This window comes from Staphylococcus sp. CoH_129_LAB_1, from assembly GCF_058191515.1.
Genome location: NZ_JBXWKZ010000019.1, coordinates 1 through 24,871, shown reverse-complemented (window position 1 = coordinate 24,871; position 24,871 = coordinate 1). Strand labels below are relative to the sequence as shown.

20 protein-coding genes are annotated in these 24,871 nt (G+C 32.5%); all 20 read right to left on the bottom strand.

Annotated features, from left to right (window positions below; all coding sequences use genetic code 11):
• Positions 1-242 precede the first annotated feature (242 nt).
• Positions 243-1,916, bottom strand: coding sequence for a ribonuclease J2 (gene rnjB, locus AC2FB1_RS07010; protein WP_490674551.1), 1,674 nt, complete (start codon positions 1,914-1,916; stop codon positions 243-245).
• Positions 1,917-2,132: 216 nt separating this feature from the next.
• Positions 2,133-4,229, bottom strand: a complete 2,097-nt coding sequence (gene pnp, locus AC2FB1_RS07005; protein WP_490674550.1) for a polyribonucleotide nucleotidyltransferase — start codon at positions 4,227-4,229, stop codon at positions 2,133-2,135.
• A gap of 142 nt (positions 4,230-4,371) precedes the next feature.
• Entirely contained in the window at positions 4,372-4,641 is a 270-nt protein-coding gene (gene rpsO / locus AC2FB1_RS07000; protein WP_490674549.1) for a 30S ribosomal protein S15, read from the bottom strand.
• Between the two features lie 110 nt (positions 4,642-4,751).
• Positions 4,752-5,723, bottom strand: coding sequence for a riboflavin biosynthesis protein RibF (gene ribF, locus AC2FB1_RS06995; protein ID WP_490674548.1), 972 nt, complete (start codon positions 5,721-5,723; stop codon positions 4,752-4,754).
• Between the two features lie 17 nt (positions 5,724-5,740).
• Positions 5,741-6,658, bottom strand: coding sequence for a tRNA pseudouridine(55) synthase TruB (gene truB / locus AC2FB1_RS06990; RefSeq protein WP_490674547.1), 918 nt, complete (start codon positions 6,656-6,658; stop codon positions 5,741-5,743).
• Positions 6,659-6,871: 213 nt separating this feature from the next.
• Entirely contained in the window at positions 6,872-7,222 is a 351-nt protein-coding gene (rbfA, locus tag AC2FB1_RS06985) for a 30S ribosome-binding factor RbfA (protein WP_490674546.1), read from the bottom strand.
• Positions 7,223-7,316: 94 nt separating this feature from the next.
• Entirely contained in the window at positions 7,317-9,431 is a 2,115-nt protein-coding gene (infB, locus tag AC2FB1_RS06980; RefSeq protein ID WP_490674545.1) for a translation initiation factor IF-2, read from the bottom strand.
• Positions 9,432-9,435: 4 nt separating this feature from the next.
• On the bottom strand, positions 9,436-9,753 hold the full coding sequence (locus AC2FB1_RS06975) for a YlxQ family RNA-binding protein (RefSeq protein ID WP_002448860.1): 318 nt from the start codon (positions 9,751-9,753) through the stop codon (positions 9,436-9,438).
• Entirely contained in the window at positions 9,750-10,034 is a 285-nt protein-coding gene (gene rnpM, locus AC2FB1_RS06970; protein ID WP_002448835.1) for an RNase P modulator RnpM, read from the bottom strand. The genes AC2FB1_RS06975 and rnpM overlap by 4 nt, the downstream gene beginning before the upstream one ends.
• 29 nt (positions 10,035-10,063) lie before the next feature.
• Positions 10,064-11,290, bottom strand: a complete 1,227-nt coding sequence (gene nusA / locus AC2FB1_RS06965) for a transcription termination factor NusA (protein ID WP_490674544.1) — start codon at positions 11,288-11,290, stop codon at positions 10,064-10,066.
• Positions 11,291-11,310: 20 nt separating this feature from the next.
• Positions 11,311-11,778: a ribosome maturation factor RimP gene (rimP, locus tag AC2FB1_RS06960; RefSeq protein WP_019835115.1), complete on the bottom strand. Its 468-nt coding sequence runs from the start codon at positions 11,776-11,778 to the stop codon at positions 11,311-11,313.
• A gap of 145 nt (positions 11,779-11,923) precedes the next feature.
• On the bottom strand, positions 11,924-16,234 hold the full coding sequence (locus AC2FB1_RS06955; RefSeq protein WP_490674565.1) for a PolC-type DNA polymerase III: 4,311 nt from the start codon (positions 16,232-16,234) through the stop codon (positions 11,924-11,926).
• Between the two features lie 167 nt (positions 16,235-16,401).
• Positions 16,402-18,102, bottom strand: coding sequence for a proline--tRNA ligase (locus AC2FB1_RS06950; protein WP_490674543.1), 1,701 nt, complete (start codon positions 18,100-18,102; stop codon positions 16,402-16,404).
• A 16-nt stretch (positions 18,103-18,118) separates the two neighbouring features.
• Positions 18,119-19,405 (bottom strand): RIP metalloprotease RseP, encoded by a 1,287-nt coding sequence (rseP, locus tag AC2FB1_RS06945; protein WP_490674542.1) that lies wholly within the window; start codon positions 19,403-19,405, stop codon positions 18,119-18,121.
• Positions 19,406-19,608: 203 nt separating this feature from the next.
• Positions 19,609-20,391: a phosphatidate cytidylyltransferase gene (locus AC2FB1_RS06940; protein WP_490674541.1), complete on the bottom strand. Its 783-nt coding sequence runs from the start codon at positions 20,389-20,391 to the stop codon at positions 19,609-19,611.
• A gap of 3 nt (positions 20,392-20,394) precedes the next feature.
• Positions 20,395-21,165: an undecaprenyl pyrophosphate synthase gene (gene uppS / locus AC2FB1_RS06935; protein WP_490674540.1), complete on the bottom strand. Its 771-nt coding sequence runs from the start codon at positions 21,163-21,165 to the stop codon at positions 20,395-20,397.
• A gap of 184 nt (positions 21,166-21,349) precedes the next feature.
• A complete protein-coding gene (gene frr / locus AC2FB1_RS06930) occupies positions 21,350-21,904 on the bottom strand; it encodes a ribosome recycling factor (RefSeq protein WP_490674539.1) in 555 nt (184 codons plus the stop codon).
• A 16-nt stretch (positions 21,905-21,920) separates the two neighbouring features.
• On the bottom strand, positions 21,921-22,643 hold the full coding sequence (gene pyrH / locus AC2FB1_RS06925; protein WP_490674538.1) for a UMP kinase: 723 nt from the start codon (positions 22,641-22,643) through the stop codon (positions 21,921-21,923).
• A 138-nt stretch (positions 22,644-22,781) separates the two neighbouring features.
• On the bottom strand, positions 22,782-23,660 hold the full coding sequence (gene tsf, locus AC2FB1_RS06920) for a translation elongation factor Ts (protein ID WP_490674537.1): 879 nt from the start codon (positions 23,658-23,660) through the stop codon (positions 22,782-22,784).
• Positions 23,661-23,833: 173 nt separating this feature from the next.
• Positions 23,834-24,622: a 30S ribosomal protein S2 gene (gene rpsB / locus AC2FB1_RS06915; protein WP_070719170.1), complete on the bottom strand. Its 789-nt coding sequence runs from the start codon at positions 24,620-24,622 to the stop codon at positions 23,834-23,836.
• Positions 24,623-24,871: the final 249 nt, after the last annotated feature.

Here is a 24,871-nt window from a genome sequence, read left to right as displayed (position 1 = left end):
GGTTGAGACAATGTGTATCACATAGACTCTCAAGCCCATTTTAAAATAATTAAAAAATAAATTAGATAAACCATCTTTTAAATTATAGATCTCAATGTAAGAGTTAAGTTAAATGACTCATCTGTTACGTACCTTCATTTTAATACATCATTATATCTATAAATAAGAATGATAGAAGTTTATATTTTTAATTATTTTATAAAAGTGATATTGTCCCGACCTCTTTATTAAATGTATATCTTTTAAATTTCAGAAATAACTGGAATAATCATTGGGCGACGTTTTGTACTTTCGAATAATAGCTTACTAATTTGGTCGCGCATATTTTGTTTAATTTCAGACCACTCAATACGTTTTTCTTGTAGTCCAGCTTCCACAATTTCTCGAACTTTATCTTCCGCTTCTTTCATTAGCTCTTCACTTTCACGTACGTAAACAAATCCACGTGATTGAATTTCAGGTCCAGCAGCTATACGTCTATTTTTAGGGTCTAATGTTACTACTGCAATAAAGATACCATCTTCGGCAAGAAGATGACGATCTCTTAACACAATATTTCCAACGTCTCCTACACCTATACCATCGATAAGAATATTACCTGAGTTTACTTTTTCATTTAAAACCATGTGTGAGCCATCAAAGTGAATCACGTCACCTTTTTCAACAAGGAAAATTTTTTCAGGTGCAACACCTGCTTCATTTGCTAATTTTGCATGAGCAATTTGCATTTTAAATTCACCTTGAACAGGAATAAAGTATTCAGGTTTCATAATATTAATCATCATTTTCAATTCTTCCATACAACCATGACTAGATGCATGAATTTTTTTATTATTTGGAATAATATGTGCGCCTGCTCGAACAAGTTCATTTAACGTATTTGCTATAATCACTTCCATATTTGCTGAAGCAGTGATAGCTAAGTAAACTGAATCGCCTTCTTCAATATTTAAAATCTTATGTTTATGTTGAGCCATTTGACTTAATGCTTCAATAGGTTCGCCTTCCATACCTGTTGCTATAATAACCACTTCATTTTTAGGATAGTTTTCAACTTCATTGATTGGAAGTAATAAATCTTTAGGAATATCAAAATATCCCATTTTTCGCGCAATATTAAATGAACTTTCAAGAGATTTACCTAAGAAAGATACTTTACGGTTTAATTTACTTGCAACATTTAATACTTGTTGAATTCTAATAAAATTCGATGCATAACATGAAACAATTAAACGACCTTTTACTTTAGCAAAAGCATCATAAATATGCGATTCTATAACATTTTCTGGCGTGTTATAACCAGGTTTTTCTGCTTCTGTTGAATCACTAATTAAAGCAAAAACACCTTCTTCTCCAATTTCAGCCATACGTTTCATATCAGGAGCATAATGTCCTTGTAAACTTTGATCAAATTTAAATTCACCTGTATATACTATTGAACCGTATGATGTGTGGATACAAATCCCTAAACTATCTGGGATGCTATGTGATGTATTAAAGAAAGTAATATTGACATTTTTAAATCTCATCACTGAATCATGAGTTACAGTATAATATCGCACTTTTTTCTTTAGATTTCTTTTTTTAATACTTTCTTTAACTAAAGCTAAAGTAAGCTTTGACCCATAAATGGGTGCATCAACTTGCTCTAAAATATAACTCACTGCTCCAATTGCATGTTCATGGCCATGACTTAAAAATATACCTTTTAATTTATCTTTGTTTTCTACCACATATTGGATATCAGGAATAACAATATCTACTCCTAACATCTCATCTTCAGGAAACATTAATCCTGCATCTAACATAAACATCTCATCGTCTACTTCGACGATATACATATTTTTAGCGATTTCGCCTACACCACCAAGTGGAATAATGCGAATATCGTTATTCTTTTTCTTTACTAAACTCAAAATGTTACCTCCTATAATTAATTCCCGTCCATATAAACTCATAATTTATTATAATTTAATTTACGGAGGATGTACACTATTAAAGTGTGTTGTAAATAAGGGATAAAAGACCTTCACTAAAATACATATCTACTTTTATGAAATCATTCTTTATCTCTTTATATATAAATAAGGTTAGGACTTCAATATGTCCCAACCTTACTTTACTTCAATCATTTATTCATCTAAAACTTTATGAGAGGCATTTACACGACCTTGTTTATCAATTTCCGTAATTTTAACTTCAATCGTATCACCAATTTTCAGAACGTCTTCAACTTTATTTATTCTATCTTTAGAAATTTGAGAAATGTGTAATAATGCATCTTTACCAGGGAATAATTCTACAAAGGCACCATATTTCTCAATACGTTTAACTTTTGCATTATATACTTGACCAACTTCAGCTTCGCGTGTAATTTCATTAATAATTTCTCGAGCTCTATTTATCATATCTTGATCAACGGCGCCAATAAAGATAGTACCATCTTGTTCAATATCTAACTTAACGCCAGTTTCATCAATAATCTCATTAATTTTTTTACCACCTGGACCAATTACATCACGGATTTTTTCAGGTTTGATATGCATAATTTCTACTTTAGGAGCATATGCACTTAATTCACTACGTGGTTGATCGATAGTTTGTAACATATGATCCATAATCGCTAAACGGCCTTGACGAGCTTGTTCAAGAGCTTCTTCAATCACTTCACGCGTTAAACCGTCAATTTTAATATCCATTTGAATTGCAGTAATACCATCTTTAGTCCCAGCAACTTTGAAGTCCATATCACCTAAGGCATCTTCCATACCTTGAATATCAGTTAGAATGGTATAGCTGTCTTCACGCGTAACAAGCCCCATTGCAATGCCAGCTACTGGAGCTTTAATAGGTACGCCAGCATCCATTAACGCTAATGTCGATCCACAAATTGAAGCTTGTGAAGATGAGCCATTTGATTCTAATACTTCACTCACAATACGAATTGTGTAAGGGAACTCTGTAGTATCAGGAATGATATATCTAAGCGCTCTTTCACCTAGTGCACCATGACCAATTTCACGACGACCTGGTGCTCTTACTGGACCCGTTTCACCTACTGAGAAATTAGGGAAATTATAGTGATGCATAAAACGTTTTTCAACTTCAGGTCCTAATCCATCAATAAGTTGATAATCTCCTAAAGCTCCTAGTGTAAGTACAGATAAAGCTTGAGTTTGTCCGCGTGTAAACAAGCCAGAACCATGTGCACGTGGTAATAAACCAACTTCTGATTCAAGTGGACGAATTTCGTTTGGTTTACGGCCATCAGGTCTAATTTTTTCATCTGCAATTAATCGACGAACTTCTTCTTTTACTAAATCATTTAAAATCGCATATACTTCATCTATGAGTAACTCATTTTCTGGATCAGCTTCATCTACAAATTCAGTAGCGATTTCTGCTTTAAGTGCATCTAAATTTTCATCACGTTGTTGTTTATCAAACGTTAATACAGTTTCTTTTAACCCTTTTTCTTCAGTTAATGATTTTACTCGTTGTACTAATTCTTCATCACGTTCAACAGGAATAAACTCTTTTTTTACAGGTTGAATATGTTCAACAACTTCTTCTTGGAAAGCAACTAAGCGTTTTATTTCTTCATGACCGAAGAAAATCGCTTCGAGCATTTCTTTTTCTGTAATTTCACTCGCACCTGCTTCAACCATATTTACGGCATCTTTATGACCAGCAACTTCTAAATCTAAACGAGAAACTTCTTTTTGTTCCAGTGTTGGGTTAATCACGTATTGGCCTTCAATATATCCCACATTTACACCAGCAATTGGCCCTTGGAAAGGAATATCTGATACGCTCAATGCCATTGATGATCCAATCATTGCTGCCATTTCCGGTGAACAATCTGGATCCGCACTTAATACGGTATTCATAATTTGAACGTCATGTCGATAACCTTTAGGGAATAACGGTCTAATAGGTCTATCAATTAAACGTGCAGTAAGTGTCGCTTCATCTCCAGGACGACCTTCACGTTTTTTGAATCCGCCTGGAATTTTACCAGCCGCATACATTTTTTCTTCATAGTTAACTGTTAATGGGAAAAAGTCGCCATCACGTGGCTCTTTAGAAGCTACAGCAGTAGATAATACAACTGTATCTCCATAACGGACTAAAACTGCACCATTAGCTTGTTTCGCTAATTGACCTGTCTCAATCGTTAATGATCTTCCAGCCCATTCAGTTTTAAACACTTTCTTTTCTTGAGACATTATGAATCTCCTCTCTGAAATCTAATACTTACATCATATCATTTATTATTAAAATTTTATATTAGTGTTTGATATAAAAAGATAAAAAAAGGAAAGTACCAATCTAAGTGGTGCTTTCCTTTTAATATATTTAAAATTAAAATTAACGACGAATACCTAATGATTTAATTAATTCACGGTAACGTTGAATATCTTTACTACGTAAGTAATTTAATAAGTGTCTACGACGACCTACCATTTTTAATAACCCACGACGTGAATGATGATCTTTTTTGTGTTCACGTAAGTGTTCGTTTAATGCAGTAATTTCTGCAGTTAAAACAGCAATTTGTACTTCTGGTGAACCAGTATCTGTTTCATGTACACGATATTCGTTAATAATTTCATTTTTACGTTCTTGAGTAATAGCCATAATTAAATTCCTCCTAATTTTTGTTTACACCTTAATCTGAGCGAGGCGTCGGAGTTTCAACCTGCCAAGATAAAGGATTCAATAGTAATGAGTTGTTAAAACACTCAACTTTAGATATTATACGATACATCATCACCAAAATCAACTGCTAAAAGATATTTTGCTCGTTCCTTATCATCATTCATTTGACTTACAAGAGCATCTATACCATCAAATTTTACTTCTGGTCTTAAATAATGATGCCAATATACGGTCACACGTTCACCATATATATTTTCTTCAAAATCAAAAATATTAACTTCTATAACAACTTCTGCTTTAGATGGATCGTGGAAGGTTGGCTTAACACCTACATTAGCTACCCCGCGATATATTTTGTGTTCGACACCTATTTCAATACTCACAGCATACACACCTTTTTTAGGAAGCACATAATCATCGCTAGGTTGTACATTAGCTGTTGGAAAACCGATTGTTCGACCTCTTTTTTCTCCTTGAACAACTGTGCCTTTGATGCGATATAAATAACCTAATTCCTCATTAGATTTTTTCAGATTACCTTCATGTAGCTCTTGTCTAATTGATGTTGTTGAAATTTTTTCAGAATCTAAATCTAATTTACCGACAATTGTAGTATTAAATTCATCCATTTCATTTAAAACGGCCATATTTCCTTTACCAAATTTACCGAATGTAAAATCAAATCCCGCAACAACTTCTTTAACATGATTATTAATAATATATTCTTTGATGAACTCTTCAGCTGTAACGTTTGCAAAGCGTGATGAGAAATTGATCACAATACAATAATCAATGTCATGCTGTTCTATCATTTCTAATTTATCAGATAGTGGCGTTAAATAATCTGTACGTTTACGTTCGGGATTTAATACAACAGATGGATGCGGATCAAATGTTGTTACTGCTTTTTTTAAATCTTTTTCTCTGGCTTTTATATCTAATGCTTCAAATACTTTACTATGACCACGATGCATTCCGTCAAAAAAGCCAAATGCCATTGCAACATCTTCTTTTATGAGTTGTTCATCTTGAATTGGATGCGTTATTTCTATAACTTTCATATCAATCAAAGGCTCCTTTAATTAAATACTTTTTTAGGTTTTATTTCGTTAATTTTGTCAGGATGATGCTCATAAATGGCTAATGCTTTTTTACTTGTTTTATCGATAAACACAAATTGCTTTTCTAATGATATAGTAAAATCTTTTTTTTGGAGTTTTTGACCATTTAAGATTCTGTACTTTAAGTTGTCATCATCAATGACTATATGTTGTAAACTTTTCAAACCATATTCTATAGGAAATAGATAGTGTTGTAATGTTTCATGCTCATGTAATTCAGAAATTTTTTCAAGTGGTAAGCTTTCATTAAGGTTGAATCCTCCCGAATTTATCCGCGTTAACAACGACATATGTGCAGGATAGCCTAAAGCTTTGCCAATATCTGTTGCTAACGTTCTGATATAGGTGCCTTTTCCACACGTTACACTTATGTCAAAATGACATGTTTGTTCTTTAAATGTTAAATCAGATATACGTTTAATTTCATCAATTTTGACGTATCGTTTTGGGCGTTCAACTGTTTCTCCTTTTCTAGCATATTCATATAATTTTTTTCCATCTACTTTTACAGAGGAGTACATTGGAGGAATTTGTTCTATTATTCCTTTAAATTCTTCTAAAGCATAATCAATTTCTTTAGAAGTAATCATATTCGCTTGTATATTTATTTTTTCTATTACTTCTCCAGTTTGATCTTCCGTTGTCGTACTTTCACCTAATGTAATAGTTGCTTGATAGGATTTTCCCATATCCATAACATAGTCACTTACTTTTGTTGCTGCACCTATACAGATAGGTAGTACGCCAGAAACTTCAGGATCTAATGTCCCTGTATGACCTATTTTTTTTGTTTTTAAGATGTTTCTAAGTTTAAATACAACATCATGACTGGTTAAACCACGTTCTTTATATACTGGTAATATACCGTTGTACATTTTTTTCACACCCTTTAGTTTACTTATTTTCCATTATGTATTATTAAATGATTTAACTTCTTATTAATATTTTATCAGTATTAATAATATAAAAAGGAGTAGGACTGAATTCATGTAAAATGTTATCGTCCTACCCCCATTTTATGTTACAACTAAACTTCTTTTTGAGAAGTTATTTGATTAGATGTCACTTCATAACAACAATGATAAATATTATTTATCTTGTTTGTGTAAATCTTGAATCATTTTTTCAATTTTATTACCATATTCAATTGATTCATCATATTCAAAAGATAACTCTGGTACTATACGTAATCGCATTCTTGAACCTAGCTCAGATTTAATGAATCCTTTTGCTTTTTCTAGAGCTTTAAACGTATCCTCAACTTCTTTTTTATTGCCAAGCACTGTTAAAAAAACTTTGGCTTGTGACAAATCATTTGTTAATTCTACGTCAGTAATAGTAATAAACCCTACTCTTGGATCTTTAACTTTATTATTAATGATATCCATAACTTCTTTTTTCATTTGTTCGCCAACACGTTCAGCTCTCATATTACTCATGGATATGTCACCTCTTTATTATTTAACATTTGATTAGAAAAGAAGGCTAAAGTGTCTATTTATATAATACACACTTCAGCTCTTTACCAATGAATTATCTTTCAATTTCTACCATTTCGAATGCTTCAATAATGTCGCCTTCTTTAATATCATTAAAGTTTGCAATTGTGATACCACATTCGTAACCTTGGGATACTTCTTTAGCATCGTCTTTAAAACGTTTCAATGTATCAAGTTCACCTTCGAATTGAACGATGCCATCGCGAATGACACGTACACCTGCATTACGAGTAATTTTACCTTCAGTTACGTAACTACCAGCAATTGTTCCAACTTTAGAAACTTTGAATGTTTGACGTACTTCGGCTTGTCCGATGACTTGTTCTTCAAATTCAGGATCTAATAAACCTTTCATTGCTGATTCAATTTCCTCAATAACATTATAGATGACTCTATGAAGACGCATATCAACATTTTCAGCTTCCGCTGCACGTTTTGCGCCTGCATCAGGACGTACGTTAAATCCAACAATAATACCATTTGAGGCATTAGCTAATGTAATGTCTGATTCATTGATTGCTCCTACAGCAGTATGAATAATACGAACATTTACGCCTTCGACATCAATTTTCATAAGAGATGCAGCTAAAGCTTCTACAGAACCTTGTACGTCACCTTTAATAATGACATTAAGGTCTTTCATTTCTCCTTGTTTCATTTGTTCGAATAAATTATCTAATGAAACATTTTTACTTTCTTGACGTTGTTGAATGACACTAGCTTCATGACGTGCTTCACCAATACGACGTGCTTGTTTCTCATCTTTGAAAATAACGAAGCGATCACCTGCTTGAGGTACATCGTTAATACCAGTAATTTCAACCGGTGTAGAAGGTCCAGCTGTTTTAATTCTTTGACCCAAATCATTTACCATAGCTCTTACACGTCCATATGTGTTACCAACTACAATTGAGTCACCTACATGTAATGTGCCATTTTGAACTAATAATGAAGCTGCTGGCCCACGTGATTTATCTAATTCTGCTTCAATAACAGTACCTACTGCTTGCTTATCAGGATTAGCTTTTAACTCTTGAACTTCAGCTACTAAACCAATCATTTCTAGTAAGTCATCAATACCATCACCATTTAATGCAGAAAGTGGTACAAAGATTGTGTCACCACCCCAATCTTCTGGGATTAAACCATATTCAGTTAACTCTTGCATCACACGATCTGGATTTGCAGTTGGTTTATCAACTTTGTTTACTGCAACAATTGTTGGTACATCCGCTTCTTTAGCATGATTAATTGCTTCAATTGTTTGAGGCATAACACCGTCATCTGCTGCTACTACTAAAATAGTGATATCTGTTACTTGAGCACCACGCGCACGCATTGTTGTGAAAGCTGCATGTCCAGGTGTATCTAAGAAAGTGATTTTTTTACCGCTATTTTCTATTTGGTATGCACCGATGTGTTGCGTAATACCTCCTGCTTCTCCTGCTGTTACTTTTGTATTTCTAATTGAGTCTAGTAATGTTGTTTTACCATGATCAACGTGTCCCATAATTGTTACAACTGCAGGTCTTTCAATTGCATCTGGATCGTCTTCTTCATCATCAAAATAAGTTGTTAAGTCTTCTTCGTTAACAACAACTTCTTTTTCAATTTCAACACCATAATCATCTGCGATAAGTTCTAACGTTTCTTCATCTAATGATTGGTTAATATTTGCAACAATACCTAATAAGAATAATTTCTTAATAATGCCAGATGATTCGATATTTAATTTATCAGCAAGTTCTCCTACTGTAATACCTTCCTCGTACGTGATTTTTGAAGGCATTTCTTTGGGTTCAGCAGCAGGTTTGTTATTCTTACCTTTTTTATTATTTTTGTTGTTTTTATTGTTTTTGCTATTTTTATTATTTTTGCTATTTTTATTATTTTTCTGCTTTGAATTAGATTTGTTTTGATTATTATCTTTTTTATTTTGCTGTTTTTGGTGATTATTTTGAGTGTTTTGTTTTTTATTTTCTTCATTTTTTGATGATTTGAACTTTTTATTAAGCATCTTAATTTGGTCATCTTCTAATGCTTGCATGTGATTGGATACTTCAACGTCCATTTTCTTTAACTCATCTATAATCTCTTTACTTTTAACATTTACTTCTTTCGCATATTCGTAAATTCTCTTTTTACTCATATAATCACTCCTTACAATATTCATCAATCATCGACATAAGTTTTTTGGCAAAACCTGAATCTGTTACGCCAACATTTACACGTTCTTCTTTGCCTAATGATTGTCCTAATTCTACTCTCGTACCGAAAACTCTAAATGGAACATGATATGTGTCACATTTATTCTTTATATTCTTTTTAGCGTTATCTGAAGCATCAGTAGATAAAATCACAAGCTTAATATTACGTTTTTTTATTTCTGATATGAGTACTGATTCTCCAACTTTAACTTTTCTAGCTCTCATCGCTAAGCCTAAAAAATTAAATATCTGTTCTTTTGTCATTTAGGAATCTCTTCTCTATAAATTAATCGAATTACTTCTTTATATACAGGATCTAATTTTTCAGGACTTTCATTAAAATATTTCTCGAGTACACCATTTTTTTGAGCATCTTCTACGCTTTTAACATCTTTTGAAACATATGCACCTCTACCTTGTTGTTTTCCAGTACCATCAGCGAAAATTTCGCCTTCTTTATTAATTACTACTCGAATCATGTCTTTTTTAGGACGCATTTCATTCGTGATGATGCATTTGCGCATTGGAATTTTCTTCTTCTTCATTTACTACTCACCCCACATGCTTAAACGTATTAATGTTCTTCTTTATTATCTGAAGCGTCTTGTGCTTCATTTGAAGTTTCATCAACTTCCGCTGATAATTCAGCTGTTGTTAAGTTTGTTTCTTCTAAATTGATGTCATCAATTTCAATATCTTTATCTTCAGAAAATACTATTTCATCAGCTTTTTCTTCAGATTCAATTATAGGATAAATCCCTGCTTCGCGAGCATCTGTTTCAGATTTAATATCAATTTTCCATCCTGTCAGTTTGGCAGCTAAGCGCGCATTTTGTCCTCGTTTACCAATAGCTAATGATAATTGATAATCAGGTACTACCACTACAGTAGATTGGTTATCTTCATCAACAATAACTTCTAAAACTTGTGATGGGCTTAAAGCATTACGTACAAAAACGTTTGGATCTTCATCCCATTGAACAATATCGATTTTTTCCCCACCTAATTCTTCAACAACCGCTTCAACACGTGAACCTTTTGCACCTACACAAGCTCCCACTGCATCTATATCTGGATTTTCAGAGTATACACTAATTTTAGAACGATCTCCTGCTTCACGTGCAACTGATTTCACAATAACAGTTCCATCATAAATTTCTGGGACTTCTTGTTCAAATAAACGTTTTAATAAACCCGGATGACTTCTTGACACATAAATTTGTGGACCTTTTGTTGTTTGCTCCACTTTATTAACATAAACTTTAATTCTTTCATTCGGAACATATGTCTCATTAGGACTTCTTTCAGCTTCGGATAAAACTGCTTCGATTCTACCTAAATTAACATACACATATCGATGATCAACACGATCAATCACACCTGTTAAGATATCTTCTTCTTTATCAATAAATTCAGAGTATAAGATTTCTCTTTCAGCATCTCTTAAACGTTGCATTACTGCTTGTTTAGCAGCTTGTGCGCCTACACGACCAAAGTCTTTAGGTGTGACATCTTCTTCGTAAATATCACCTATTTCATAAGCAGGGTTTTTTACTAAAGCTGTACTTAAATTAACTTCTTCACGATCATCAAATACTTCTTCTACAACTTCTTTACGTGCGATGACTTTAAACGTACCTTCATCCATATTTAATTCTACACGGACGTTTCTAGCACTATCGTAATTTTTCTTATATGCAGTAATCAAAGCTGCTTCAATAGCATCAATTAAAACTTCTCTTGGAATTTTCTTTTCCTTTTCTAAGTATTCAGTTGCTAATAATAATTCATTACTTGCCACGATTATTCCTCCTCATCACGTTAAATCATTACAGCGTGACGTGCTTTTGCAATTTTATTTCTTGGTATCTCAATTGTTTTTTTCTTAGCTTTTTCTTTAACTTCCATAGTTATTGTGTCATCATCGACAGACTTCAGAATGCCTAACCATTCTTTATCGCCTTCAATTGGTGCATAAAGAGAGACAAATACAGGTTGCTCTATCGCATTTTGATAATCTTTTTCTTTTTTTAGTGGACGTTCAGCTCCAGGTGAAGCTACGTCAAGATAATACATCTCAGGAATAGGATCATTTTGATCCATTGCTTCACTTATTTTTTCAGAAGCAAGCGTACAATCATTTAAATCTACGCCACCTTCTTTATCAATAGAGATTCTCAAAAAACGATCTTTGCCTTCTTTTGCATATTCAACATCAACTAATTCAAAATTTAAATCATCTAAAATGGGAGTAATGATAGTTTCTACTTCTTCAGTAATTTTACTCATACAGGCCTCCTTTTTTGGCAAATAGAAAAGAGCGGGTATATGCCCACTCTTTCTGCCTGAGTCTAAATTTTTACACAAATTAATTATAACATACTTTATATGCTTAAACAAATGAAGCTACTATTAATACATCTAAGTTCTCCATTTACATATCAAAAATGGACAACTGTGCTTTATCTGGTAAATCTGGTAATGAACCTAAATCATCAAGGTATTCAATAATTTTTTGAGATAAACCTGCTTTTTTATTAAGGTCTTCTTTGGATAAAAACGGCCCGTCTTCACGTGCCTCAATAATACGTTTAGCTACATTTTCCCCTAATCCTGGCACAGCAATAAATGGTGGGATCAATGTATCATCTTCAATAATAAAATCAAAAGCTTGACTTTTTTCTAAGCTAATCGGCTGCATTTTAAACCCACGATGTGCCATTTCATTCATTATTTCTAATACTGTTAATACATCTTTTTCTTTTTTTCCTAAATCCATATAACGAGAATACATATCTTTAACTGTGTTCTTAATACTTTCTTTATCTTTAATCATTGTAATTAAATCAAAGTCTGATGCACGAATTGTAAAATATGCTGCATAATAGTATAACGGATGATGCACTTTAAAGTATGCGATACGCACAGCCATAAGTACATAAGCAGCTGCATGGGCTTTAGGGAACATGTATTTAATTTTTAAACATGAGTCTAAATACCAATCAGGTACATTATTCGATTTCATCGCATCTATCATTTCGTCTGTAAGTCCTTTACCTTTACGTACAGACTCCATTGTTTTAAAGGCCATTGATGGTTCAAGTCCGGCATACATAAGATATACCATAATATCGTCACGACAACCAATTACACTGGATAAATCGCAGATGCCTGAGCGAATTAACTCTTGCGCATTACCAAGCCACACATCGGTACCATGTGATAATCCTGAAATTTGTACAAGTTCAGAAAATGTTGTTGGCTTAGTATCTTCTAACATTTGACGAACAAAACCTGTACCAAATTCAGGTACACCAAATGTGCCTGTCTTACATAAAATATCCTCTTCTGTTACACCTAAAGAGGCCGGACTACTAAATATTTGCATTGTCTCCTTATCATCAACAGGAATCGTTTTAGGATCGATACCCGATAAATCTTGTAACATACGTATCATTGTAGGATCATCGTGTCCAAGTATATCAAGTTTTAACACATTATCATGAATCGAGTGGAAATCAAAGTGTGTTGTCATCCAAGGTGCACTTTGATCATCTGCTGGATATTGTATCGGTGTAAAATCGTAAATATCCATATAATCAGGAACTACAATAATTCCTCCTGGATGCTGTCCAGTTGTACGTTTAACACCTGTACATCCTTTGACAAGTCTATCGATTTCCGCACCACGTTTATGAATACCTTGGTCATTTAGATATCCTTTAACGAAACCAAATGCCGTTTTTTCAGCCACTGTACCAATTGTACCTGCTCGGAATACTTTATCTTCTCCAAAAAGTACTTTCGTATAGTTATGGGCATGCGGTTGATATTCACCACTAAAGTTCAAGTCAATATCTGGCACTTTATCTCCTTTAAATCCTAAGAAAGTCTCAAATGGAATATCTTGACCTTCTTTAATTAATTCGCCACCACATGTTTCACACGTTTTATCAGGTAAGTCGAAGCCAGAACCTACCGATCCATCATCAAAAAATTCACTCGTCTTACAATGTGGACATATATAGTGTGGAGGGAGCGGATTTACTTCTGTAATCTCTGTCATTGTTGCAACAAAGCTCGAACCTACAGAACCACGTGACCCTACCAAATAGCCATCATCTAATGATTTTTTTACTAATCGTTGTGATATAAGGTAGATAACTGAGAAACCATTACCTATAATACTATCCAATTCTTTTTCGAGACGATCAATTACAATTTGCGGTAAGTCATCACCATACAATTTTTTTGCATTTGTATAGCTTAATTCACGTATTTCTTCATTAGCGCCCTCCATACGTGGTGTAAATAATTGATCTTTAATTGGAATTACTTTCTCAATTCGGTCTGCTAATTCATTCGTATTTTTAACAACAATATCATAGGCTTTATCTTCTCCTAAGAAATGAAATTCATCTAACATTTCATCTGTTGTTCTAAAATGTGCTTCTGGAAGAGTAGAACGATTTAACGGATTACCTGGTTGTGATGCAATTAAGATTTTACGAGCAATAGCATCATGCTCATATAAGTAATGAGCATTACCAGTAGCAAGTACAGGTATACCTGTACTTGCTCCCGCTTTTAAAATACGATCATATATTTCATACAACGTTTCAGTATCACGAATTAATTCACGATCGATTAAATCTTGATAAAGTTTAGGTGGTTGTACTTCTATAAAATCATAATACTTTGCTATTTTTTCAACTTCAGATTGATCACGTTGCATCACAGCTGTAAATAATTCCCCTTCATCACAAGCTGTACCAACTAAAATGCCTTCTCGATATTCATTTAATAATGATCGTGGAATTCTAGGTGTTCTATAATAATATTTTACTAAAGAAGCACTTACGATTTTAAATAAATTCTTGAGTCCATCTTGATTTTGAACTATGAGTGTGACATGGGTTGGTCGTGCACGTTTATAGGCATCTTCATTTGATAATTTTTTATTAATATCTTTATGATTAGCCACACCTAATTCTTTCATTTGTTGAACCATTTTAATGAAAATATAAGCTGTTGCTTCAGTATCATAAATCGCTCTATGGTGTTGAGTGAGTTCAACGCCATATTTTTTAGCTAAGAAATTTAACCCATGTTTACCATATTCAGTGTTAATAGTACGTGATAATTCAAGGGTATCAATCACTCCATTAGTTGATGGACCAAAACCTAATCGTTCGTACCCTGTATCAATAAATCCCATATCGAATGAAGCATTATGCGCTACAAAAATCGCATCTCCTACCCATTCCTTAAATTCTGTTAGTACTTCTTCAATTTCTGGTGCATCCACTAGCATGTCATCTGTAATGTGTGTCAGATTAATTATTGTTTCTGATAATTTTTCATGTGGATTACTAAATCTTTCAAATTTATCTATAATTTCGCCATCTTTAACTTTGACAGCAGCAAGTTCAATAATTTGATCATATTGATTAGATAAACCTGTTGTTTCGACGTCAAACACTACATATGTCGCATCTTTTAAATTTCTATCGGTAGGTTTATAGGCAATAGGCACGCCATCGTCGACTAACATGCCTTCCATCCCGTAAATCATTTTAATTCCATTTTTTTCCGCTGCACTATGAGCATCAGGAAAAGCTTGAACCACATTATGATCAGTAACAGCTATTGCTTTATGTCCCCATGCTGCAGCCTGATTAACATATGCGCTGATGTTTGGAATACCATCCATTTGACTCATTGATGAATGTAAATGAAATTCGACACGTTTCTCTTCTGCTTTATCTTGTTTAGGTGTCTTTTTGATTTCTTCAATATCTGACATCATCATGACTAAATCACGGACAAATGTATCTTCTTCTATACGACCTTGTGCACGCACCCATTTACCTACACTTAAGGCTTTAAAGTGATTTAAATCATCCTTATTTTTTCTAGTAAACATTTTTAATACTAAAGAATCTGTATAGTCTGTCACTTTAAGTTCAACGATGTGACGTCCACTTTTTAGTTCTTTAATATTAATATCAAAGATAACTCCTTCAATGGCTACTTTAAATTCTTCTTCAATAATTGTTTCAATAGGTTTAATATTTTCAACGTGAATTGGTTTTCCTATTTGACATTTTTCAACACTACTATCATTGTTATCTTGTTGTTTAGCTTTTTCAGCTTTTATTTTTTCAATTTTTTCTGTAGCTTCTTTAGCACTTTGTTGATCTTCTTCTTGAATATGTGCCTCTAATGAAGCAAGATCTTCATCTCTATTCGAATCATCAGTTTCAAATATTACTTTATCTATATCAAAGCCACATTTTTGAAATGCTTTTACTAAACTACCATTACAAACTTTATCAAAATGATTTCTTTCAATATCATTTGAAGTCATTATTTTTAAAACATTGCCTGACATAATTAAACGTTTTTGTTTAAGTTGACCCTTCACTTTTGGTGATAAGGCTGTGTGTTCAATACAATGTCCAAAATATTTAATCACATGTTCATCTTGGTTCGATGTATTTTGAATTGTAAAATGCCAGTCCACATGTGCAATATCTTTAAACTCTTCTTTAATTGCATGAGTAAAGATTAAATAGTCTTCATTTGAAAGAAAATAAGGTAACGTAATCTGAAATTCCCAACTTCTATTTTTATTTGATACATCTATTCGTGTGAGTTCACCTTTTTCAAGTATTTCTTTATCCAATTGATTTGAAATCTTAATTTGATCGGCAAGTACTCTAAATTTTTCCTGACTTGTCATTGCCACAAAGAATAACCACCTTATTTCGAACTTATCATTTACTTAAAAAACTTGATTTATATTATACTACTTTCACATTTATTTTTCATGATTACAGTTTAACTAATAAAAACAATAAAAGAGGTTGGAAACAACAACATGTTCCAACCATTTTTATTCATGTGTACCTATAGGTTTTCATAGAGTGACGTAATGTGATTGTTTAATTCATTAATATGAACCTCTTCACTTTCACCCGTTTGACGCACTTTAACTTCAACAATACCTTCACTTGCATTTTTACCTACAACAATTCTTATCGGTAAACCAATTAAATCGGCATCATTAAATTTAACGCCTGCTCGTTCTTTACGATCATCATAAAGTACATCATATTTAGATTGCAATTCTGAGTATAATTTATCTCCTAATTCAAGTTGTTCTTCTTTTTTAGGATTAATTGTGATTAAATGTAAATCAAATGGAGTGACTGACTTTGGCCAAATAATACCATTTTCATCATTATTTTGCTCAACAATCGCACTTAATGTTCTAGATACTCCGATACCATAGCAACCCATAATTAAAGGCTGAGCTTTACCTTGATTGTCTAAAAATTTAGCATTCATTGCTTCAGAATATTTCGTTCCAAGTTTAAATACTTGTCCAACTTCAATACCTTCTGCAAATTTTGCATTTCCAGAATCATCACTTAATGGTTCACCTTCTAAAATAAATCTAAAGTCTCCGTATTCATCGATATTAAAATCACGCTCAACATTTGCATTAATATAGTGATAGCCATCTTCATTAGCACCTATCACTATGTTATTTAAATCTTTAACAAAATTATCAGCAATAATTTTAATATCTTTATTATGAATAGGTCCTAATGAACCAGGATTTGCTCCAAGTAAATTCACAATTTCGTCTTGAGTCGCCATTTCAACATTATCAGTTCCAAAGTATGCTTTAACCTTCACATCATTGAGCTCATGATGTCCTCTTACTAAGAACATTATAAATTCTCCATCAACTTTCAAAATCATTGTTTTTACAATTTCATCAATTGGACGATTTAAGAAGTCAGCTAACTCTTGGGCAGTTTTAATATTTGGCGTTTCAATTTTTTCTAGTGATTTAATGTCTGTATGTTTCTCATTTGGATAATACTTAACTTCAGCTTTTTCAATGTTCGCTGCATAATCACTATTTTCACTATATACAATTGTATCTTCACCAATTTCACTTAAAGCCATAAATTCATGTGTATGATTACCCCCAATAGCACCTGAGTCAGCTACTACTGGACGTGCATTAATTCCAACACGTTCGAAAATACGACTATAAGCATTGTACATATCTTGATACGTTTGATCTAACGATGCTTCATCAGCATGGAAAGAATAAGCATCTTTCATAATAAACTCTCTTCCACGTAATAAACCAAAACGTGGACGTTTTTCATCACGGAACTTAGATTGAATTTGGAATAATGTTAATGGTAATTGTTTATAAGATTTTAATTCGTCTCTAACGATAGAAGTAACTACTTCTTCATGTGTAGGACCTAAAGCAAATTCTCTTCCATTACGATCTTTTAATCGCATTAATTCAGGACCGTAAGCCCCCCAACGTCCAGACTCTTCCCAAAGTTCTGCTTGTTGTAAAGCAGGCATTAAAATTTCGACAGCATCGATGTTTTCCATTTCTTCACGAATGATTTTAGAAATGTTATTTAATACGCGTGTTGCTAAAGGTAAGTAGCTATAAATCCCACTTGTACTTTGTTTAATTAAACCTGCTTTTAATAACAACTGATGACTTAAAGCTTCAGCTTCAGAAGGTACTTCTCTCATCGTTGGTATAAAGACTTTCGATTGTTTCATTTTTTATCCTCCTAAATTATAAGAAATAACGTTGTATATCATTCCAAGTAACTAAAATCATAATAATCACTACAAATATAGCTCCAACAGCAATAATTGCAGTTTCAGCTTTTTTATTTACTGGTTTTCTAAATATTGCTTCATAAATGACAAATAAAATTCTACCACCATCTAAGGCAGGAATAGGTAATAAGTTCATAATTCCTAAGTTAACACTTAATAATGCTGTGTAGTATGTTAATGCAATTATGCCTTGTTTTACTACAGAATCTACGTTGTGATAAATACCAACTGGACCATTTAGCATGTCAAAAGTAAATCCACCTGTAAAAATGCTTCCAATCATAGAACCTACTGCTTTAAAAATAAGTACACTTGCATCTAAAAATTGTTGTGCACCTAATGCTAAAGGCTTAAATAGTGTATGTTCATTCATAGGTTGAAAACCTAATACATAAGAAGTTTTAGAATTTAATTTTGTCTGTTTAATCACTTGTTTTTTAGGTGTAACATCTAGTGATTTGGTATGACCATCTCGTACAATTTTAATTGTTGTTTGATGGTCTTTCGTTTTATTAAGAGCACTTTGAATGTCACTAAAATCATTAATTTTATACTGTCCAACTTGAACAATTTTATCTCCAGTTTTTAAGCCAGCTTCTTGTGCTGGATAATGATCTGCTAATTGTTTTACTGTAGTCGTAGGGGTTCCTTGATAGTATGCTAAGCCAATAAACAGTATGAGAGCTAAAATAAAGTTAAATAATGGGCCTGCAAATAAAGTTAAAAATTTAGGTAATGGTTTTTTATGTGTAAATTGACGATGTCTTGGTGCAATTTGAATTAAACTACCATTTTCAACAAAATAAGCTTTTTTAGCGATATTAAAATGATGTCTTTCATCATCATATGACGTAATCCCTTCAATATATAAATCATCTTTAAAATCACATCGTTTAACTTCAATCGCTTCAATTTTTTGGAATTTATGTTGGTCATCTAAAATAATATGTGTGATTTCATCATGTTCATTCAATTTTATTCTAACGTTCATCCCTGGTTGAACAGGTGGTTCTTCTAACCCGTCTCCTGCCATTCTTACATACCCACCAACCGGAAGTAAACGTATTGTGTATAACGTTTCATCTTTACGGAAACTGAAAATTTTGGGTCCCATTCCAATCGCAAATTCTGGACACATAATGCCTGCACGTTTCGCAAAAAACATATGTCCATATTCATGTACAGTAACGAGTACACCAAATACGATAATAAATGAGACGATTGTGATTAAATAACTCACTTACAACACCTCAATTAATTTTAATATTTAATTTATCTAGAATATAATATTTTAAAATTTATGATGACTTCTAGTATAAAAATCAGTTTTAAAAAAGAGCTATAAAGTACACAATTATATAATATTAATCAAATGTGAACTCAATAACTCCTCAATTATATCATTATATGCTTTTCATAAATAAATAAAACGTTACTTTTTTATTACATTTGTAATAATAGAATGTTCAACAGCGGTAATACAAACATAAAGCTATCAAATCTGTCTAGGATGCCGCCATGTCCTGGCAAGATTCTGCCTGAATCTTTAACACCAAAATGACGTTTAAAACCAGATTCTACTAAGTCACCTAATTGACCAAAGATACTTAAAATAAGTGTAATTAATAATAATAGCCAAATATTTAGATGAAAATCTACAAAAATCATCATTGTAATTGGAACAATTAAACTACAAATGAGTCCTCCAATAAAACCTTCAATCGTTTTGTTTGGACTAATAACTGGCCACAATTTGTGTTTCCCCATTAAACGTCCAAATATATACGCGCCTGTATCTGTTAGCCATACGATTAAAAATGCAAAAAGTATGTAATGTAAACCATAAGAACGTGTAGCGTAAAAATACATAAATCCTATTCCAACGTATGCTACAGACATTAAGCAAAATGCAGCATCCATGAAGCTAAATCTATTTTTTGAAAGCACTGTGTAACTTAATAGTATAAAGCTCATTGCAATTAAACTTTTTAATTGAACATCACTCACCCAATCTCCAGCAGATTGAGGAAGCATAATAATGATAAGCGCTAAAGCACTGAAAATACCTGGTATTGATAAAAATTTAATCATATTCATATTTAACAATTCTTTTAAAGCAATCAGCGCAAGCAAATAAGCAAAAAGCATTAAAATAGTTCCACCTTTTAATAATATAGGTAGAAAAATAAGCAATGCTATAATCGCGGTCAGTGTTCTTACTTTCATAATTTACTCCTCACTTAATCCTCCAAAACGTCTTTGGCGAGATTGATATATTTTTATACATTGTTTTAATTCTTCACCATCAAAGTCTGGCCATAACTTCTCATTAAAAATAAATTCACTGTATGATGCCTGCCAAATTAAGAAGTTGCTAAGGCGTTGTTCTCCAGACGTACGTATTAATAAATCTGGATCTGGGTATGGATGGGTCATTAAATGTTTGGAAATCATCAATTCATCAATATCATCACTGTTTTGACCATTACGTTGAAGTTCATCATAAATTGATTTCATACTTTGAACAAGTTCAGCTCGTCCACCATAATTAATGGCAAATACTAATTTCAAACCTGTATTGTTTTTGGTTTTTTCTTTAGCATGATTAATTGCCTCAATTGTTGATTGAGGAACCGCATCTAAAAAACCAATAGTTTCTATTTTAACATTTTTTTCTATAAGTTCTGGTAGAAATGTTTTTAAAAAATTAACAGGTAAATTCATGATATAATTAACTTCATTTTCAGGTCTTGACCAATTTTCCGTTGAAAAAGCGTATAAAGTTAAATATTTAATACCTAAATGACTTGCTTCACGAGTCACTTTTTTAATAGTTTGCATACCTTCATAGTGACCTTTGATTCTAGGCATACTACGCTTTTTTGCCCAACGACCATTTCCGTCCATGATAATTGCTATATGTTCAGGTAAATTATGTATATCTAAATCATCATTTTGATTGATTTTAGTCTTATTTCTTTTTATTAGCTTTCTAAACATGGTCTTTCCTCCGAGCCTGATCATTTCTGTTATATTATATAAGTTATTTAAGAAATCATCTATCATTTTATCATACTAAATAATGGCATTGAATAAGCAAATTAAAAAACTGTACCAAAGTCTGACTTGGTACAGTTTAGACTAAAACAATTTATAATCTTGTCATAGAGATGATGATGAAATATTAAACAGACATAATATCTTTTTCTTTTTCATCAACTAAATTATCAATTTCTTTAATTGAATTGTCCGTTGCTTTTTGAACATCATCTGTTTGGTTTCTTAAATCATCTTCAGTGATATCTCCATTTTTTTCGTCTTTTTTCAATTGATCATTAATATCACGACGAATATTACGGATTGAAACTTTTGCATCTTCACCGATTTTTTTAACATTTTTAACTAATTCTTTACGACGTTCTTCAGTTAAAGCAGGAACAGTAATACGAATTACTTCACCATCACTTGTAGGGTTAACACCTAAGTTAGCAGCAATAATAGCTTTTTCAATATCAGCTACAGATGTTTTATCATACGGAGAAATGACAAGTAAACGTGCTTCAGGCACATTTATACTCGCTAATTGTTGAACTGGTGTTGGAGCACCATAGTAATCAACATTTACACCGTTTAATAAATTAGAATTCGCTCTACCTGCACTAATATTAGCTAATTCACGTGATAAATTATCAATTGATTTTTGCATTCTAGATTTTGTATCTTGAATAATCTCGCTCATAAATTTACACCTCTAATTATTTAGTAATTAACGTACCAATTTTTTCGCCCATAACAGCACGTTTAATATTGCCTTCTTCCATGATAGAGAATACATTTAATGGAATGTTATTATCCATACAGAAAGAAGAAGCAGTTGAGTCCATCACTTGCAATCCTTCTTGTAACATTTGAATATGTGTTAGATGATCATATTTCACTGCATTTTTATCGATTTTTGGATCTGCAGAATATACACCATCAACATTATTTTTACCCATTAAAATAACATCAGCCTCAACCTCAGCTGCACGTAATGCTGCTGTTGTGTCAGTTGAGAAGTATGGATTACCAATACCAGCTGCAAAAATAACTACGCGTTTTTTCTCTAAATGTCTAATTGCACGACGACGAATATAAGGCTCAGCTACCTGTTTCATTTCGATCGAAGTTAACACTCGTGTATCACAATCTAATTGTTCTAAACTATCTTGTAATGCCAATGCATTCATTACGGTAGCAAGCATGCCCATATAATCAGCAGTACCACGGTCCATACCTAAATCGCTACCTGTTTTACCTCTCCAAATATTACCGCCGCCAACGATAACAGCTATTTCACAATCCATTTTAGCTACTTCAGCGACTTGTTTCGCTACACTTTTAATGATTATAGGATTGATACCAAAACCTTTATCACCTGCAAGTGCTTCACCACTAAGTTTCAGTACTACACGTTTATATTTAGAAGTTTGCGCCATTATTTTTTCCTCTCTATGATTAATGATATGTAATATATACAAGTAAAGAAGACACAAGTGGTCTTCTATAATAAAAGCACGTTATTATATAGAATTCCTTAAAGGTGTCTTCTTTCTTGTTAGAATGATGTTAACAAATTATTTCATTTGACCTTTAACTTCATCAGCAAAGTTTTCTTCGCGTTTTTCCATACCTTCGCCTACTTCATAACGTACGAAGTCAGCTAATTTACCGCCTTTAGATTTTAAGAAAGCTTCAACTGTTTGATCTGGATCTTTAACAAAGTTTTGGTCAACTGCACAAATTTCTTGAAGATATTTACGTAAACGACCTTCAACCATTTTTTCAACGATTTTTTCAGGTTTACCTTCATTTAATGCTTGTTGTTTTAATACTTCTCTTTCATGATTAATTTCTTCATCACTTACTTGATCTGAAGAAACATATTTAGGGTTAATTGCAGCGATGTGCATTGCTACATCTTTAGCAGCTTCTTCATCAGTAGAACCTTCAACTACAGTTAATACACCGATGCGTCCGCCCATGTGTAAGTATGCACCAAAAGCATCGTTATCAGTTTTAGTTCTAATTGCAAAACGACGGATGCTTAATTTTTCACCGATAGTTGAAATAGCTTCTTTCATTCTTTCATCAACTGTTTGACCATTTGATAATTTAGTTTCTAATAAAGCGTCTACTGTTTCCGCTTTACTTTCAAGGATTTGATTAGCAATTTCTTTAACTAATTCTTGGAATCCTTCGTTACGAGCAACGAAGTCAGTTTCAGAGTTAATTTCTACGATTGCTGCTTCATTACCTTTTACTTCTACATGTACTAAACCTTCAGCAGCGATGCGATCAGCTTTTTTAGCTGCTTTAGCGATACCTTTTTCACGCAAGTAGTCAATCGCTTTATCAATGTCTCCATCAGTTTCAGTTAGCGCTTTTTTACAATCCATCATACCTGCGCCAGTTCTTTCACGTAATTCTTTAACAAGTTTTGCTGAAATTGCCATTAATTATTCCTCCAATATGTCTAATTGTAATAATAGATGATACTTAAATATTACCATTAAAGGTACTATTATTTCCAATACTCTATTACGATTTATTAATAATTTTTTAAATTAATCTTATTTTAAAAAAAGGGCGATAAGCATTACATCTTATCACCCATTTAAACTATATCTTAGTTTGATTCAACAGTAGTATTTTCTTCAGTTGATTCTGCTTCTTGAGTTTCTTCTTTTTCATCTAAATCGATGTTTTGTTCTGCAGCTACTTCATCGTTAGAAATACCTTGTTGACCTTCTAAGACAGCGTCAGCCATTTTACCAGTTAATAATTTAACGGCACGAATAGCATCATCATTCGCTGGGATAACGTAATCAATTTCATCTGGATCACAGTTAGTGTCAACGATACCAACGATAGGGATATTTAATTTACGTGCTTCAGCAATCGCGTTACGCTCTTTACGAGGATCAACTACGAATAATGCTTGAGGCATAGATTTCATATCACGAATACCGCCTAAGAATTTAATTAAACGGTCATATTCTTTTTTAAGTTCAACAACTTCTTTTTTAGGTAAAACGTCAAATAAACCGTCTTCTTCCATTTTTTCAATTTCAGAAATACGTTTAATACGTTTAGAGATTGTTTTATAGTTAGTTAAGATTCCACCTAACCATCTTTGGTTAACGTAGAATTGACCAGCACGTTCTGCTTCAGCTTTAACTGATTCTTGTGCTTGTTTTTTAGTACCTACAAATAAGACTTTACCGCCTTCTTCAGATACTTGTTTTAAGAAGTTATAAGCTTCTTCAACTTTTTTCACTGTTTTTTGTAAATCAATGATATAAATACCATTTCTTTCAGTGAAGATATATTTTTTCATTTTTGGGTTCCAACGGCGTGTTTGGTGACCGAAGTGAACACCGGCTTCAAGTAATTGTTTCATTGAAATTACTGCCATATTAAATTCCTCCTATTGGTTAATTACCTCCATAGTAAACTAATATAAAGACAATACTAAAGACTGCACCCTTTATATTTACATTCACTACGTGTGTATTGGCTTTATAGCCGTCAATAATATTATCACATCTACAATAATTACGCAACATTTTTTAGTTACCTAAACGATAAAAACTTCAGTTATTAATTCGACAGTTAAAAGATTCTATAGAACAGTTATCTCAATTAGATAAAGAAATGATTAATT